Below are 16,543 nucleotides of genomic sequence, written 5' to 3' on the forward strand. Positions count from 1 at the left end.
GCTACGCCCATGCAATTTGACAGATAGCCGTCAGGGATTTGATGCGCTCTTCTTATGCTCATTAAGCCGTAGAACCACATTCTTTTCGGAAGCATTCATCAAGCCGGCCTTTTTGTTTTCGTGATCAGTGATTGTCCGTCGGCGCTGTCCACGCCGGCGCTTCGTCCTCAGTTCGCCGTGCGTCCTCCCGCATGGCGTGCCCCTTCTAAAATAGCTGAGCCAATAATGTTCCCCTTTTATGGTAAAAATGTAACTATGATCATAAGAAGTAAATCATGGGTAAAAGTATCCGATATTCGGACGAGTTTAAACAAGAAGCAGTGAATCAAGTCGCAGTGCATGGCTACAGTGTGAATGATGTTGCTGAACGTCTAGGTATAAGCACTAAAACGCTGTATGGATGGCTTAAAAAATTTCAAAGCCAACAAAAGCGCGTGAAGAAGAACAAGACTTACGAGCTGAAAATGCCCGGCTGAGACGTGAGCTGAAACGTGTTGAACAAGAAAGGAACCTGTTAAAGGAAGCCGCGGTGTTCTTTGTCGGTGAGTCAAAGAACGGTACCGGTTCATAAAATCTTGTAGTTCACGTTATCCCGTGAGAGTTTAGTGCCGAACGTTAGACGTTCACCCCAGCGGTTATTATGATTGGCTGAAATCGCCAGTCAGCGAGCGAGAGCGTGAAGACCAAAAACTCGCGCAAAAAATTAAGCAGTTTTGGATAGAAAGCGGTGGCTTTCATGGTTACCGCAATATCTACATGGACTTTCGTGACTCCAACCAATATTGTGGCCGTGATCGGATCTTACGCTTAATGCAAAAAGAAGGCATTCGTGCGCAGCGGGATTATAACACGCCCCGAGGCTACTACGTAGGTAAGACCGATATTATTGCCGATAACGCGTTAAATCGCGCATTTAACGTCGAGCACCCTAATCAATGGTGGGTGACCGACATCACTTACATTAAAACACATGAAGGCTTTCTTTTTTTAGCCGTCGTCATGGATTTATTCGCACGTAATATCGTTGGTTGGTCGATGAGCGAACGAATGCCCGAAGACTTGGCTATGCAAGCCATTGCAGCCGCTTATTGGTGACGAAAACCGCAGCAACAAGTCAGTTTGCACTCCGACCAGGGCTCTCAATATTCCAGTCGGCAGTTCAGAAAATTACTCGATGTATACAATATTAAAGCCAGTATGAGTCGACGTGGTAACTGTCATGATAATGCGGTTGCTGAGAGCTTCTTCAGCAATTTAAAGAAGGAAAAAATACGCCGTCGTATTTATCCAAACCGGGCTGAAGCCAAACAGGCAGTATTTCATTATATTGAGATGGTTTACAATCCAACTCGGCGTCATACGAAAAATGACAGAGTATCGCCAAACAACTTTGAGCGTGAATATTTTAAAAGGGTAGAAGGTGTCTAGAAAAATCAGGCATTACCAGCTAAGCTTACAAGAGAACATCGCATATCGTGATGTCGTTTTAACAACAGGAGATATTCCATGGTCAAAGTAGCCTTGTTCGTTCGCCTTGAAGCGAAACCCGGAAAAGAGAAAGAGGTTGAGAGCTTCCTTATGAGTGGCCTTCCCATCGTCAATGAGGAGCCTGCCACCACTGCGTGGTTTGGCATTCGCCTTGGACCAAGCACTTTCGGAATCTTTGATGCTTTCCCGGATGACGCGGGTCGCCAGGCCCATCTCTCCGGCAAGGTCGCAGCCGCGTTGATGGCAAAGGCAGGTGAGTTGTTCTCCGAGCCCCCGTCCATCGAAAGCGTTGATGTACTTGCGGCAAAGCTACCTGGCTAGCAAGACTAACAATTCGTTCAAGCCGACGCCGGTTCGCGGCGCGGTTTAACTCAGGCGTTAGCGATACAAAAAGGAGAACTCATGAACACAAAACAAGTGTTCGGCTTAATCATACTTTTTATCGGAGTTTTTACACCGATTGTTAGTGTAGCTACCCCGTATAATAATACAGCTCACTCGTAGAATTTCTTTTAAACTAAAACAAAGGAGTTTTACGATGAGCAAACGCATGACAGAAAGCCAGATTGTGGCGATTTTAAAAGAGGCCAAAGCCGGTATGCCGGTGAAAGATATCTGCCGTAAGTACGGTATCGGTAATTCAACGTTTTATAAATGACGCGAAAAATACGGCGGCATGGAGGCGTCGTATGTGCGCCGCTTAAAAGAGCTTGAGGAAGAAAACCGTCGGCTTAAGCAGATGTATGCTGAGTTGAGCCTCAAGTCACAGATGCAAGAAGACATCATAAAAAAAGCTCTAGCACCTGTGGCAGAACGAAAAGTCTGGGCACGCGAGTTGCAGGTGCAGTATAAGGCGAGCGTTGTAATAGAGCTGTGATGTGGTTGGTATCAGTCGCACTGCTTACTATTACGAGCCGAAATTGAACGATGATGACGAAATCATTGATGCCTTGAATGCTTTAATCGAAAGGCACCATCGGTGGGGCTTCCCGAAGTGCTTCAAACGCCTTCGTAAGCTATAGGCAACCGCTGGAACCACAAACGAGTTTATCGCGTTTATACTAAGTTAAAACTGAACCTGCGACGCAAAGGTAAAAAGCGACTACCCAATCGCATTCCAGAGCTGCTCCAAATGCACTGGAGTAAGTCCTGGTCAATGGACTTTATGAGCGACAGCTTGCACAACAAAGTCAGGTTCCGCACATTTAACATTATTGACGACTTTAATCGCGAAGTTTTAGGTATCGATATTGCGACCAGCATGTCGTCGCTGCGCGTCATACGCTATCTTGACCAACTTGCTGAGTGACACGCTTACCCTGAGAAAATTCGAGTTGATAATGGCAGCGAATTCACCTCGGAAGTGTTTGTGAATTGGGCAAAAGCACATGACATTATGATTGATTACATCAAGCCCGGCTGCCCATATCAGAACGCATACATTGAACGGTTCAACCTAACTTATCGTGACGATGTACTCGACGGCTACATCTTCAACAACCTGAATGAAGTGAAGCAAATAGCCGAAGATTGGATTGAGTTATGCATCAACGACCGCACGATTCACTCAATGATATGACGCCGTTTGAGTACCGAAATGCGGCATAAATATTCTACGAGATGACTGTGTTCTAAATGGGGTATTTACATTACCTGTCCTTGCGTAGCTTGTTCGATGGGTAAAACGAATTCAGCGGGAACACGCCCTGATTTATTCAACCAAAACCAGACGTTTTGCTGTTTTGAGTTGATGGCTTGTGCTAATGCTGATTGCCCGCCGAACAAGTCAATGGCACGGCGGAGATGTTTTTGTGTCGTGTTGAACACTTCCATACCGTCACCTGTTACAATAATAACTGTTACAAGATTGAGTGTTACAGTTTAAACTGTAGATTAGTCAACAGTTAAAATTGTTGAAAGGCTACAGTTTTATTTGTAGAATACGGGCTTATGAAAACTTTATCCGAACGACTAAACCATGCCTTGCAGCTTACTGGGGTGACTCAGTCTGAGTTGGCTCGTCGCATTGGTATCAAACAGCAGTCGATCAGCCAGATTTGCTCTGGTAAATCGGCTAGGTCTCGTTACACCATGCAGATCGCGGAGGCGCTTCGCGTGAATGCTCATTGGCTCGCCACAGGTGATGGCGAGATTGGCTTGGGGGTCGGTAATGTAGAAGTTGGGCCTGACATTAAGGGAAGAATTCCTCTCATTAACTGGGTTCAGGCCGGTGATTGGACTGAAATAGCGGAGGGATTTGCCCATGAAGATGCTGAAGAGTGGCGTGAAGTCACTGGAAAAGCACATGAGGGTTGTTTCGCACTTCGCGTAAAAGGCGACAGTATGGAAAATCCAAGCGGGAAAAAATCCATACCTGAGGGGGCAGTGATCGTTGTTGATCCTGAGTTACCTTGCACTTCAGGTTCATTGGTTGTTGCGCGTTTGGATGATTCGAAAGAAGCAACCTTTAAGCAGTTGGTCATTGACGGTGAACAGAAGTACCTAAAACCTTTGAACCCCCAATACCCTGCAATACCGATCAACGGCAACTGCACCATCATTGGTGTAGTACGACAAGCTATCATCGATTTTTGGTAGCGAAGGAATTTGTGGTTTAGCCACAGTTGTTCATGAGCTGAAGAAGCAACGATTGCAAACAGCTACAACTGAGCATTGGCGCACGCTGAGAGTAAATGGTAACCGATTAGATAACCATTGATTGTTTATAAAGTCAAGATCAGCGAAAATAGCGGCCAATTACGATTAACACGACGGATTTGACAAGCGAAGAACTGAAAGAGAGTACTTCCAAAAGTGTGTACAAATCCGTGTACAAACTAAAAGAATTTATACATGGCAAACCAAGATTTTCTTAATGAAATCAATAAGCGAAGGACCTTTGCTATCATCTCTCACCCTGATGCTGGTAAAACAACGATTACCGAAAAAGTATTGTTATTCGGACAAGCTATTCAAAGAGCTGGTACTGTAAAAGGTCGCGGCTCTAACCAGCATGCTAAATCTGACTGGATGGAAATGGAAAAAGAGCGTGGTATATCAGTTACTACGTCTGTAATGCAATTTCCATATAACGACGCACTTGTTAATTTACTTGATACGCCAGGACACGAAGATTTCTCTGAAGATACGTACCGTACATTAACAGCAGTAGATTCGTGCTTAATGGTTATTGATGCGGCTAAAGGTGTAGAAGACCGTACCCGTAAGCTAATGGAAGTTACACGCCTGCGTACCACACCTATTGTTACGTTTATGAACAAATGTGACCGTGATATTCGCGACCCAATGGAAGTGCTGGACGAAGTTGAAACAGAGCTAAATATTGCCTGTGCACCCATTACTTGGCCAATTGGTTGTGGTAAAGAATTCAAAGGTGTTTATCATATTCATAACGATGAAGCGGTTTTATATAAAACGGGCCAAGGTCATAAAATTCAAGATGTTCGCACAATTAAAGGCCTTGATAATCCAGAGTTAGATATTGCCATTGGTGAAGACTTAGCTGCGCAGTTACGTGATGAGCTTGAGCTTGTTATTGGTGCATCAAACGAATTTGATTTAGATTTGTTTTTAGCCGGTGAGCTTTCGCCAGTTTATTACGGTACCGCACTTGGTAACTTTGGTGTTGATCACGTGTTAGATGGTTTAACTAAGTGGGCGCCAACGCCATTACCACGTGAAACCGAAGACAGACTAATTGTTGCAACTGAAGAAAACTTTACCGGGTTTGTATTTAAAATTCAGGCCAACATGGACCCTAAACACCGTGACCGTATTGCATTTATGCGTATTGTATCGGGTAAGTACAGCCAAGGCATGAAAATGAATCACGTGCGAATTGGCAAGCAAGTGAGCATTTCTGATGCGGTAACCTTTATGGCGGGCGATCGTGAACGTGCCGCAGATGCTTTCGCTGGCGACATTATTGGCTTGCATAACCACGGTACAATTCAAATTGGTGATACGTTCACGCAAGGCGAAAAACTTAAATTTAGTGGTATTCCTAACTTCGCCCCTGAACTATTTCGTCGTATTCGCCTTCGCGATCCGCTTAAGCAAAAGCAATTATTAAAAGGCTTAGTACAGCTTTCTGAAGAAGGGGCTGTACAGGTATTTAGACCACTTATTAATAACGACTTAATAGTAGGCGCGGTAGGCGTACTTCAGTTTGATGTGGTTGTAGCACGTTTAAAAGCAGAATATAACGTTGATGCTATTTATGAAGGCGTAAACGTGAATACGGCACGCTGGGTAAGCAGTGATGACGTTAAAAAGTTTGAAGAATTTAAACGTAAATGCGAAAGCAATTTAGCACTCGATGGCGGTGATAACTTAACTTACATTGCGCCGAGCCGTGTAAACCTTAACTTATCGGTAGAGCGCTACCCAGAAGTAACGTTTAGCCATACACGCGAAAACTAGAGCTCATTTACAAGAATTAAAAGAAAACCTGCTTTGGCGGGTTTACAAAGGTAAAAAAATATGAATATTCGTACTATTTTAATTGAAAAAGCCATTGCAGCTATGGTCGGTGCAGGCTTACCTGAAGACACAAACCCGGCAGTAACGCAAAGCACGCGTCCACAATTTGGTGATTACCAAATTAATGCAGCCATGGGCGCAGCTAAAAAAATGAAAAGCAACCCGCGTGAGCTTGCACAAAAAATTATTGATAACCTTGATGTAAGCGATATTGCACAAAAGACTGAAATTGCGGGTCCTGGTTTTATTAATATCCATTTAAAGCCTGAGTTTTTAGCGCAAAGCGTTAAAGCGGCTAACAATGATGCAAAACTAGCTGTAAACGAGCACGCTAAGCCACAAAAAGTTGTTGTTGATTATTCATCACCAAACCTAGCTAAAGAAATGCACGTAGGTCATTTACGTTCAACTATTATTGGTGACTCAATTGTACGTGCGCTTGAATTTAGAGGCGATACGGTTGTGCGCCAAAATCATATGGGTGATTGGGGTACGCAATTTGGTATGTTAATCGCGCATTTAGAAGATCAAATTAGTCAAGGCGTTGACTTAGATACTGTTGCGCTTGCTGATTTAGAAACTTTTTACCGCGATGCTAAAAAACGCTTTGACGACGAAGAAGGCTTTGCTGATAAAGCCCGTGATTACGTTGTTAAATTACAAGGTGGCGATGCACACTGTGAAAAACTGTGGAAGTTATTCATCGCCACGTCTGTAAAGCACTCTGAAGAAGTTTACAAGCGTCTAAACGTAACACTTACGCAAGACGATATTATGGCTGAAAGCGCATACAATGCAGAGCTTAACGATATTATTAGCCTACTTAAAGATAAAAACATTGCCGTAGAGTCGCAAGGCGCGCAAGTGGTGTTTTTAGATGAGCTAGCTAATAAAGATGGCGAGCCATCAGCGTTTATCGTACAAAAATCTGGCGGTGGTTTTTTATATGCAACAACAGATTTAGCTGCATGTGACTACCGTTCAAATAAATTAGGTGCTGATCGCATCTTAATTTTTGTAGATGCACGCCAGAGTCTTCACTTTAATCAAGTAGAGCTAACTGCGCGTAAAGCCGGTTTATTACGTGATGAAACAAGCTATGAGTTTTGTCCATTTGGCACCATGATGGGCGCCGATAATAAACCATTTAAAACACGTACTGGCGGCACAGTAAAACTTGCTGACTTATTAGAAGAGTCAATTAACCGCGCAGCAGCAAAATTAGCTGAACGTGAGTCTGATTTAAGTGATAGCGATCGCAGCGAAATTGCCCGTAAAGTAGGTATTGGCGCAGTTAAATATGCCGACCTTTCTAAGCACCGTACCAGTGATTACATTTTTAACTGGGACAGCATGCTAAGTTTTGAAGGCGCAACAGCGCCTTACTTACAATATGCTTATACACGCGTACGCAGTATTTTCCGTAAGTCAGGCGTTGATGCTGCTACATTAAATTCAGACGTTGCAATTGTTGAGCCTCAAGAAAAAGCACTTGCACTTAAGCTACTGCAGCTCGAAGAAGTACTTGATTTAATGATCAGCGAAGCAACACCGCACGTACTATGTGGTTACTTATATGAGCTTGCAAGCTTATACATGACATTTTACGAAGCCTGCCCAGTACTTAAAGAAGGCGTAGAGCCAAGCGTGCGCGATAGCCGTTTAGTGCTGTGTAATCTGGTTTCTAAAACACTAGAAACGGGATTGGATCTGCTAGGTATTGAAGTTATGGAGCAAATGTAATCACCTTCTGCTGCGTGTAGTTCGCTTTGACTGCATTGTCGTGCTTTTTTAGCCTAAGTCACATACTAAATGTATGCTCCTTGGCATAAAAAAGCACTCCGTCTTGTCAGCACTTCTACACTTGCAGATGTAATGTTTTACATTGTAGGTTGGGTTGAGTGAAACGAAACCCAACGATTCACCTGAGACTCTATACTTATTGCTATCGAATGCACCTGAGTCTCTGCGTTTATTGCTATCGTATATACCTGAATCTTAATGTTTGTTATTACTCAACATCTATTGTTTTAAGCTCGCTACTCTAAGCTGTTTTCTAAGGCTTTATTTAAAGGACTTGTTATGAAACTCGAAGATATCCGTCGTGAATACCTGCAAGACGCGTTAAGCGAAGATAACTTGCAAGATGATCCGTTTAAGCAGTTTGAAACGTGGCTTGAGCATGCGGTAGCAAGTCAATTGCCCGATCCTACTGCAATGGTTGTAGCAACCGTTGATGAAACCGGTCAACCTTCACAGCGTATTGTGCTTTTAAAACATTTAGATGATAACGGGTTTGTGTTTTTTACTAATACCGGCTCGCGTAAAGCGCAAGAGCTTAAAGGTAATAATAAAATTTCCTTGCACTTTCCGTGGCATCACATGGAACGCCAAGTTATTGTATATGGCGAGGCTAAACCATTACCAACTTCTGCTGTGGCAAAGTACTTTTTATCTCGTCCTAAAGAAAGCCAATTAGCTGCGTGGGCGTCAGCGCAAAGTCGTCCGGTGTCATCACGTAAAGTACTAATGGAAACCTTTGCTAATATGAAAAACAAGTTTGCTAAAGGTGAAATTCCATTACCTGATTTTTGGGGCGGTTATTGTGTAGTGCCCACTAAAATTGAGTTTTGGCAAGGTGGGGCGCATCGTTTACATGATCGTTTTATGTATCAGCGCCAAGCAGATAATAGCTGGCAAATTACACGCTTAAACCCTTAATAAATAGATGAGTAAGTAACCGTGCAATTTATTGACTCTCATTGCCATCTCGATTTTAGTGAGTTTGATTCAAGTCGTGAATCGCTCATAACCGAGTGTGTAGCAAAGGGAGTTAATCAGTTTGTTGTACCGGGTATTACGCTTGCTCAATCGCATACTCTTATAGAGCTCAAAGCAACCTATCCAAGTATAAAAATAGCGGCAGGGCTACATCCTTACTTCTTAGATCAACATAAAGAATCGCACATAGAAGCGTTATTCGAGTTTGCAACTACAAATAAGCATCAGTTAGTGGCTATTGGTGAGTGTGGGCTTGATAGAAGCATTGAAAACCTCTCTAAACAAACTTATTTATTTGAACAGCAAATAAAGCTTTCTAACGAGCTAAGCTTACCGCTCATTGTACATCACAGGCAAAGCCATGATTTAATTGCGCAAGCGTTTAAACTTTGTAAGCCAAAAAATGGGGGAGTGATTCATGCATTTTCAGGTTCAATCCAACAAGCGAAGTATTATATCAAACAGGGCTTTAAGCTTGGCGTAGGCGGTGTTATTACCTATCAACGTGCAGCTAAAACCCGTGCTGTTATTGCCGCTATTGAGCCCGAGCACTTAGTGCTTGAAACGGATTCACCTTCAATGCCGTTAAGTGGCTACCAAGGGAAGGTTAACACGCCATTGCATATACCTGATGTGTTTGACGCACTATGTGATTTAAAGCCACACAGCGAAAAAGAGACGCTTGCAAAGCAACTTTATGATTCTTGTTCAGATGTTTTTTGCATATAACGATTTACCTGCCAGCGCTTTAATCCACGGCCTAACTGCCACGTAAAAATACAAGCAATCACTAGCATTAATAAAACCTGTCTGCCTAAGTCATGAAAATGATTATGGCTGTCGGATATTGCAGCGCGAGTTAAATAAGTAATAGATACAAAACCTATAGGGCGGTCATCATCGCTTATAACAGGTTCCATAAAAGGTGTTTTTAACTTACTTATTCCGGGGGGAGAATCAGAAAGTTGACCATAAACATGATGCGACTGCCAATTGTCGCTACTGGCTAATAAAATACCCTGTTGATCGTAAATAGTGGCCGAAAGCACGAACTCATCTTTACTTATATCGTTACAAATTGCATTGAGCTGGGGTTTATTTTTTTCGATTAAAGGTGTTTTAACATTTAAAGCCATAAACTGAGTGAGGCTTTTGGCGGTGCTGTCGGCGCTATCGTAAAGTAACTGGTGGCTCTGAAAACTACTATTAACACCCACCCAGCTTAGTAATACAAAACAGCCAGCCGCAAGAATTAAGCGAACGAGTCGCTTTCTTTGGGATGCGCTTATAGGGTTTTTAATATGGTTATTTTTCATAGTCACCGTTTATGCTACTGACAGCATTTTGATTTGATGTTACAACTACACTAACTATAACCTTAAACCCCACCTGATGGCGAATTTAGTGTTGAGAATAGCAGTTTTGAGATGCCAACTATCAGGAAAATAAAAATAAACACGGAGATCCCATGTCGCAAATCAACATGGCACAGCAAGCTGCTGAGCAACCATTACAACACTTAACTCTAAATAAATGGTTTAGCTATAGTGGTGGTGTATCTACACCTCTCGATTATATTCCAAACAAAGCATTAGGGTTATTTAGCATCGCATTTGCAGGTGATTTTACGGAAAAACACATTGCCAGTATTGTTGACTTTTTAGCGACACATAACCAAAAAGTCACCGCTATATGCCAATACCAACCTGATTTAGGGCTTGCACCAGCACTGTGTTTTTACGCGCAAAATGCAGATAAAACTATAAACCCGCTAGTATTACAACAATTTTCCAGCACACTTGATTTTCAGCTAGTGCAAATAGCTTGCCCACCCAACTTGTATGAGCCAGGTTTATTGGTAATGGATATGGATTCAACCGCTATTACTATTGAGTGCATAGATGAAATTGCACGCTTAGCTAACGTATACGATGAGGTTGCTTCGGTAACAGCACTGGCAATGGCTGGTAAGCTTGATTTTAGTGAAAGCCTAAATCAGCGCGTCGCTAAACTTACCGGAATTGAAAAAAGCTTAATAGATGAGTTAAAAAATAATTTACCTTTAATGCCGGGTATTAAAATGCTTTGCCAAATACTTAAACAGCATCAGTGGCACTTAGCCATTGCGTCGGGTGGTTTCGTACCCTTTGCAGAGCAAGTACAAGCGTTAATCAATTTAGATGAAGTACACGCTAATGTGCTTGAATTTAAAGATAATAAGCTCACAGGTAAAGTATTAGGCGCAATTGTAGATGCACAGCAAAAAGCCGTTATTTTAGAGTCATTACAGCAACAGCTGGGATTAATAAAGTCGCAAACAGTGGCGATTGGCGATGGGGCTAACGATTTAAAAATGATGGCAACAGCAGGGCTAGGTGTAGCAGTACATGGTAAAGCAAAAGTGGTTGAGCAAGCCCAAGCAGCTATTTGCCAAGGCTCGTTATTACAATTACTGTATATGCTAGCTATACCATTAAATAGTGTGGCTACTGTTTAACGCAGGCGGTTTAGCCAAAGCAGTTTGCGGCGACCCATTTGGTCAACTTGTTGCTGTTCAAGTTTTAAATGGCTTAAGGCTTCTTCGGTGATATCGACAATATCACCGACACCCGCTACAGACCACAATGCCTCTTCTAATTCCCTTGCTTTATGCAGCGCATATTGACTCACATATTTTAGTTCGTTAGATAAATAATCGGTATCTGGGCGTCCAGTACGTGATATGTACAAGCGCATAACAAAAATAAGATTCGACTTTAAGCCTTTGCTTATTTGTTCCTGAAAATCATTATAATCCTCACCTGCTATGCAATAACTGGTAGTAGACTCTGAAATACTGCCCTTACGGGGATCAAAATTAATCACAAGTGTAAAGGCGCTTGGCGGATCTTGGCGGCTAAGATCTTTTATCTGTGGGGTGATCACATTAACGATTTGCTCATCAGTAATAATGCTCGATAAATCGGTTTTATTACCCAACAAACCAAAGTTTTGTAAAAGCACATGTAGTGGACTAGGGTATAAGCCAAAGCCAATTGCACCTGCTTTAAAGTGCGCTCCTTCTTTATGTAAATAAAGTGGGAACTGGCAAACGCTTTTAGTTACCATATTTCTAAGTGCTGTAGAGAGCCCTGGCACTTTAGGCGCTTCTTCTGACACTTTTAGTTTATCTTTATTACTGTTAATTAACTGCGTAAAAAACAGCACTCCAGCATGGGGTAAGTCGGCAACTCGGCTGGCTTTTAAATTAATAATAGTGAACGACTTATTTACAGCCATCACTTCGTACTTTAGCTCACTAAGCTGATATGTTTTGGTTATTTTTTGTAAGTCAGGAAACGAGAGTAAAACAATGTCGCCTTTTTTTAAGCTTACTGGTTGTTTGCATTCAAGCTGTAAGCCCATAACCGAAAAGTCGCGAGTAAGGCCATGTACTACCTCATCGTTTACGCTAATCGACACATTCGTTTTATATAAGTAGCGCTTATCAGAGCGAAGATTTACATACTCTAAAGGTACAATATCTAAATAAGGCGCAGACTTACTTTTGCTATGGCCAAAACTCTTCAATTGATTAATCAAAGCTTTATCGTAATTTAATTGCTGATAGTGTTGCTGTTCAGTTTTATTACCAATAGCAGTTAGTACCACCATATATTTTACATTTTTCACTAACCCTTCTACCCGAGGAGAAGGCGGCTTATTGAGCTTTTCAATATTTTTACTTACAGTGTTTGGTAACGATAAAGGAATAAATGAGTCATCTGGATGGCTTGGCATAATTTGTATTTTAAAGCACTGCCAAGTGTCTTTTTGACTGCCAAAACCTAAAAATAAGTTTTTTAGCTGAGGGTTTTGTTCAAGCTCATTACGTGTTGCAGAATAATAATAAATTTTGCCCGCTGAAATATGAGTAAAAGTATATAAATAATCTTCTTTAACTGGAGCCTGTTTTAAAAGTAATGCATTAATGCGTTGCTCATTAAGCACACTGTATAAACAAGGGTTTTGGCGTTCATCGGTAAAGTAACGTTGAATAAAAATGTTGTTTTCGGTGGTTAGACTTAAGCTAGGATAAAGTACATTGTCTTTTTTACTTAAAAACACATATAAAGAGGTGACGCGTGGAATATAGTATTGCTCGTAACCCTTAGAAACCACAGCATCGAGCGTATTATCAAGGTTTACTTTATAGCGACGTTTATTACCGTGGATAAAGCTTTCTAAAAAATTATCAAACGCTTCATTATTTTCAATAAAGGTGCGTTTTAAACGAATATGATTAAACTCTTTAGAAATATTTTCTACGGCGACAACCTCATACTGAATGCCATTTTTTAAACCTAGCTCAAAGTCTTGCTCTAAACCTACCAAACGCAAGGCGATTAAATGTCCTTTTTTTAGTACATAACGAGTGGCTAGCTTTATTTTACAACCACTGAGGGATATATCGGAAGTGCTAGCAGCAATACTTTTTTTGTCGTTGTATTCAACCGTTACTTTAATTGAATAGTTCATTCGCTCTTCAGAGCGGCTTTCATAAGAGGCAAACTTTATAACATTTGTATTAAGGGAGTCATCAATGGCTTGCTCTGCAATTTTTTCTGTGGTTTTGCGTTGTAACACCCGATGATTATTTTCGGTGTTCATCACTGCCTCATAAACGGCAAGGGTATAACCACCGTGTTGTTTTAGCGCAGCTTCAAATACTTCAATCGCTGTTTCATCCATGAAATGTTGTTTGCCATTGTGATCATAAGGCTTTACCTGCCCAGTCACTAAACCACGTAAGTCAATAAAGCGCGCTATCGGCTGAGATAAGCGTGTCATTTCCATTTTCATTAAAAACTGTTCAGGCTTTGTAAGCCCAGCTATTTTAGACTTAAAAATTAAATCAAATTTAGCGTTGCCTAAATATGTTTTTAACTCATTCACGAGGTCTTCGTGTTTGAGCATTATGTCATCAGCCATTTATAAAACCATCACCGTCTAATTGAAAAAGTAGGTATACTGTTAAGTCCATTTATTAGAAGTTCAATAAACGTTAAATCGCGCTATGTTATTAATATAGGTACAATTATTTGAGTTACTACTGTTTAGCTCTTGTTATGTATGTGTTATTTGCCATTTTATTGGCAAGTTACTTTAAACTATTACAAAGCAAAAAGTATGCCCTAAATTATAGCTAAAAAGAAACACCATGTGTATTTATTGATTGTGACGCCAGATTTTTAAGCAGGCAAGAGTTTGTTGCTAAGTAAATGCCTGAAATGGCAAAATAAGCGCCTAATAGTAAGAATTTTTTTAATTTAAAGAATAGTAGGTAAAGTTATCAATGGCTAAAGCGGCAAAAGTAGAATTTGTTTGTACCGAATGTGGCATGAACTATCAACGTTGGCAGGGTCAATGTCGCTGCGGTGCGTGGAACACATTAGCGGAATTTAAGCCTTCAGCAGGGCATAGTAAAAAAGCATCAATACGATCAAACGTTGGTGGTTATGCTGGTGGTGTTGGTGGTGGTTCTAAAAAAATCAATGATATTGCTACATCAGAGGCTGAAAAGCAGCTAACTGAAATCGGCGAGCTTGATCGCGTACTAAGCGGCGGGGTGACTACTGGCTCTGTTAATATAATTTCGGGCGATCCGGGGGCGGGTAAGACAACTTTGCTATCTGACTTAGTGGCGAGAATGTCACAGCGGATGCCGTCACTTTACTGTACGGCAGAAGAATCTTTATCGCAGTTTAAAAACAGGGTAAATCGTTTAAAGTTAAACTATAACCCGGACGAGCTTTATTTACTTTCAGAAACGAGCGTTGAAACCATCATCGAAGAGCTCGAAAAAAATAAAATTAAGTTTGCTGTTATTGACTCTATTCAAGCTGTTGTAACCGATACGGCAAATGGTAGCCCAGGTTCGCCTTCGCAAGTAAAAAGCGCCGCCCAAGCATTAACTCAGTACTGTAAGCAAAATGATGTAACTATGTTCATTATTGCTCACGTAAATAAAAATAACGAAATAGCAGGCCCTCAAACACTTGTACATATTGTTGATGCGCTTTTACACATAGATACCAACGATGGGCAAATACGAACACTTAGGGCAAATAAAAACCGCTTTGGTGATATTGATACTGTTGGCATTTTTAAAATGTGTGAACGTGGGATGTTAAGCGTTGATAATCCAAGTGAAATATTTTTATCGGGTTCAACCACCGACTCACCTGGCTCTACTATTACCTGTATTCGTAAAGGGAATCGTAATTTATTGCTTGAGATTCAATGTTTAACTACCGAAACAGAAGCTGAATTTCCGCAGCGTGTTTGTGTTGGTTTAAATATGAATCGTATAAAAATGCTGACCGGTATATTACGTAAGCATACTAAAACTAAAATATTTCACGATACGTTTTTTAATATTGTGGGTGGTTTAAGAATTGATGAGACAGAAACCTGCATCGATTTAGCATTAGTAACCGCGTTACTTAGCAGTTTAAACGAATTTGTTGTACCTCGTACCACGTGTATTATGGGAGAACTTAGCTTAAACGGCGATGTACGCCCAATAGACAGTGGTGTACCGCGTGTTAAAGAGGCTGCACAACATGGTTTTACAGAAATATATATTCCATTTCGCAATTACCATAAATCGATGGAAGGGCTAGGCGCTAAAATTACCCCTGTAAAAACCGTACATGAGTTACTTAGTTTGATTAATTAACACTTATCGGTGATGTTCTTCAGTGTTACTCTTAAGTTGAGACACTTTATAGAAAGAATTAAATAAGGAAATGACATGAAAAAATTAGTTATAGTTGCAGCTCTTGTGGCCGCAGGCGTGGGTGGTGTTAGTTACGCAAACTACGTAGCAACTCAAGAAGTGCGTGCAGAAGTAGATAAGCAACTTGCTTTAGTAAGCGAGCAAACTGGCGCTACATTTAAATACGCTGGTTTATCGGCAAGTGTTATCTCAAAGAGTGTAGAAATAACAAACATGGAAGTAATAAGCCCTGAAGGTGACAATGTTGCTAATATTCAAAGCATTGAAATAACTGGTTACGAGCCGGATAAAATATCACCACATACATCATTTGATGTAAAAAGCTTTCAGTTTGATAAAAGCTTCGTATTAAAATTACCAGCTGATACAAACGAAATGTTAGCGTCGGCAAGTTACGATTTACATTCATCACTTGATTACGATGAAGAGTCTGGCAATAGTGATGTAGTAGTTAAGCTTGATGCAAAAGACATTGTTAGTTTTAATATGGATATGGGTTTAGCTAATTCAAAAGCGTTAATGGATGCTTCATTAGCTATTAGCAAGGCGCAGCAAGAAGCCGGTGACCAACCGCTGACGTATGAGCAAGAATTACAGCAGCAAACACTTGTTATGCAAGCAATGAGTAAATTAGAGCCGCGTAATGTTAGCTTTGCCTTAAATAACCAGGGTAAATTAAAAGATTTACTCTCAAGCGAGCTTGAAAAGCAAGGTATGACGCTTGAGCAAATGGAAATGACGCTAGAGCAACAGTTACAACAAGCTCCTGTAACTGAAGATATTGCAGAGGCTTTAACCAGCTTTGCGAAAGGTTTAAATTCATTCAGTGTGTCTGCAAAGCTACCTGAAGGTAAAACTATGATGGAAATTAACCAACAAGTTATGATGCTAGTAGGGCAACCTGAAGAACTAGTTAAGTTTATTAACTTAGAAGTTAAAGGTAATTAGGCCTTAGTTCTGTATTAATAAAGGCGCCAATTGGCTGTCTCT

Annotated in this window: 12 protein-coding genes and 2 pseudogenes; 11 read left to right on the top strand and 3 right to left on the bottom strand. The window is 41.0% G+C overall.

What is annotated here, in order from left to right; all coding sequences use genetic code 11:
* Positions 1-275 precede the first annotated feature (275 nt).
* The 3 genes and pseudogenes from RB214_RS04095 to RB214_RS04105 all read left to right on the top strand — a co-directional run bounded on the left by RB214_RS04095 (position 276) and on the right by RB214_RS04105 (position 3,096).
* Positions 276-1,428, top strand: a pseudogene (locus RB214_RS04095) (IS3 family transposase).
* A 78-nt stretch (positions 1,429-1,506) separates the two neighbouring features.
* Positions 1,507-1,809, top strand: a complete 303-nt coding sequence (locus RB214_RS04100) for a putative quinol monooxygenase (RefSeq protein ID WP_165744824.1) — start codon at positions 1,507-1,509, stop codon at positions 1,807-1,809.
* Between the two features lie 217 nt (positions 1,810-2,026).
* A pseudogene (locus RB214_RS04105) lies at positions 2,027-3,096 on the top strand (IS3 family transposase).
* A 36-nt stretch (positions 3,097-3,132) separates the two neighbouring features.
* Here RB214_RS04105 and RB214_RS04110 read toward each other — a convergent pair.
* A complete protein-coding gene (locus tag RB214_RS04110; protein ID WP_309168430.1) occupies positions 3,133-3,321 on the bottom strand; it encodes a YdaS family helix-turn-helix protein in 189 nt (62 codons plus the stop codon).
* A gap of 117 nt (positions 3,322-3,438) precedes the next feature.
* On the opposite strand from RB214_RS04110, the gene RB214_RS04115 reads away from it, so the two are divergent.
* The 5 genes from RB214_RS04115 (at position 3,439) to RB214_RS04135 (ending at position 9,501) form a co-directional block, all read left to right on the top strand.
* Complete coding sequence (locus tag RB214_RS04115; protein WP_024603822.1) at positions 3,439-4,086, top strand: LexA family transcriptional regulator; 648 nt, start codon at positions 3,439-3,441, stop codon at positions 4,084-4,086.
* 255 nt (positions 4,087-4,341) lie between these two features.
* Positions 4,342-5,931: a peptide chain release factor 3 gene (gene prfC, locus RB214_RS04120; RefSeq protein ID WP_165744826.1), complete on the top strand. Its 1,590-nt coding sequence runs from the start codon at positions 4,342-4,344 to the stop codon at positions 5,929-5,931.
* 60 nt (positions 5,932-5,991) lie between these two features.
* Entirely contained in the window at positions 5,992-7,734 is a 1,743-nt protein-coding gene (argS, locus tag RB214_RS04125) for an arginine--tRNA ligase (RefSeq protein ID WP_309168431.1), read from the top strand.
* 339 nt (positions 7,735-8,073) lie between these two features.
* Positions 8,074-8,712: a pyridoxamine 5'-phosphate oxidase gene (pdxH, locus tag RB214_RS04130; RefSeq protein ID WP_002958774.1), complete on the top strand. Its 639-nt coding sequence runs from the start codon at positions 8,074-8,076 to the stop codon at positions 8,710-8,712.
* A gap of 21 nt (positions 8,713-8,733) precedes the next feature.
* Complete coding sequence (locus RB214_RS04135; RefSeq protein WP_309168432.1) at positions 8,734-9,501, top strand: TatD family hydrolase; 768 nt, start codon at positions 8,734-8,736, stop codon at positions 9,499-9,501.
* Here RB214_RS04135 and RB214_RS04140 read toward each other — a convergent pair.
* A complete protein-coding gene (locus tag RB214_RS04140) occupies positions 9,468-10,088 on the bottom strand; it encodes an AhpA/YtjB family protein (RefSeq protein ID WP_309168433.1) in 621 nt (206 codons plus the stop codon). The two genes, RB214_RS04135 and RB214_RS04140, sit on opposite strands and share 34 nt — an antisense overlap.
* Before the next feature lie 152 nt (positions 10,089-10,240).
* On the opposite strand from RB214_RS04140, the gene serB reads away from it, so the two are divergent.
* Positions 10,241-11,269 (top strand): phosphoserine phosphatase SerB, encoded by a 1,029-nt coding sequence (gene serB, locus RB214_RS04145; protein ID WP_309168434.1) that lies wholly within the window; start codon positions 10,241-10,243, stop codon positions 11,267-11,269.
* Here serB and RB214_RS04150 read toward each other — a convergent pair.
* Positions 11,266-13,743: a PilZ domain-containing protein gene (locus RB214_RS04150; RefSeq protein WP_309168435.1), complete on the bottom strand. Its 2,478-nt coding sequence runs from the start codon at positions 13,741-13,743 to the stop codon at positions 11,266-11,268. The genes serB and RB214_RS04150 overlap by 4 nt on opposite strands.
* A gap of 364 nt (positions 13,744-14,107) precedes the next feature.
* On the opposite strand from RB214_RS04150, the gene radA reads away from it, so the two are divergent.
* Positions 14,108-15,493 carry a DNA repair protein RadA gene (gene radA, locus RB214_RS04155; RefSeq protein WP_076923598.1) on the top strand — a complete coding sequence of 462 codons (1,386 nt, stop codon included), beginning with the start codon at positions 14,108-14,110 and terminating at the stop codon, positions 15,491-15,493.
* A 75-nt stretch (positions 15,494-15,568) separates the two neighbouring features.
* Positions 15,569-16,501, top strand: a complete 933-nt coding sequence (locus RB214_RS04160; RefSeq protein ID WP_165744835.1) for a hypothetical protein — start codon at positions 15,569-15,571, stop codon at positions 16,499-16,501.
* Positions 16,502-16,543 lie beyond the last annotated feature (42 nt).

Origin of the sequence: Pseudoalteromonas sp. HL-AS1 (assembly GCF_031198785.1) — a bacterium.
Lineage (GTDB): Bacteria > Pseudomonadota > Gammaproteobacteria > Enterobacterales > Alteromonadaceae > Pseudoalteromonas > Pseudoalteromonas distincta.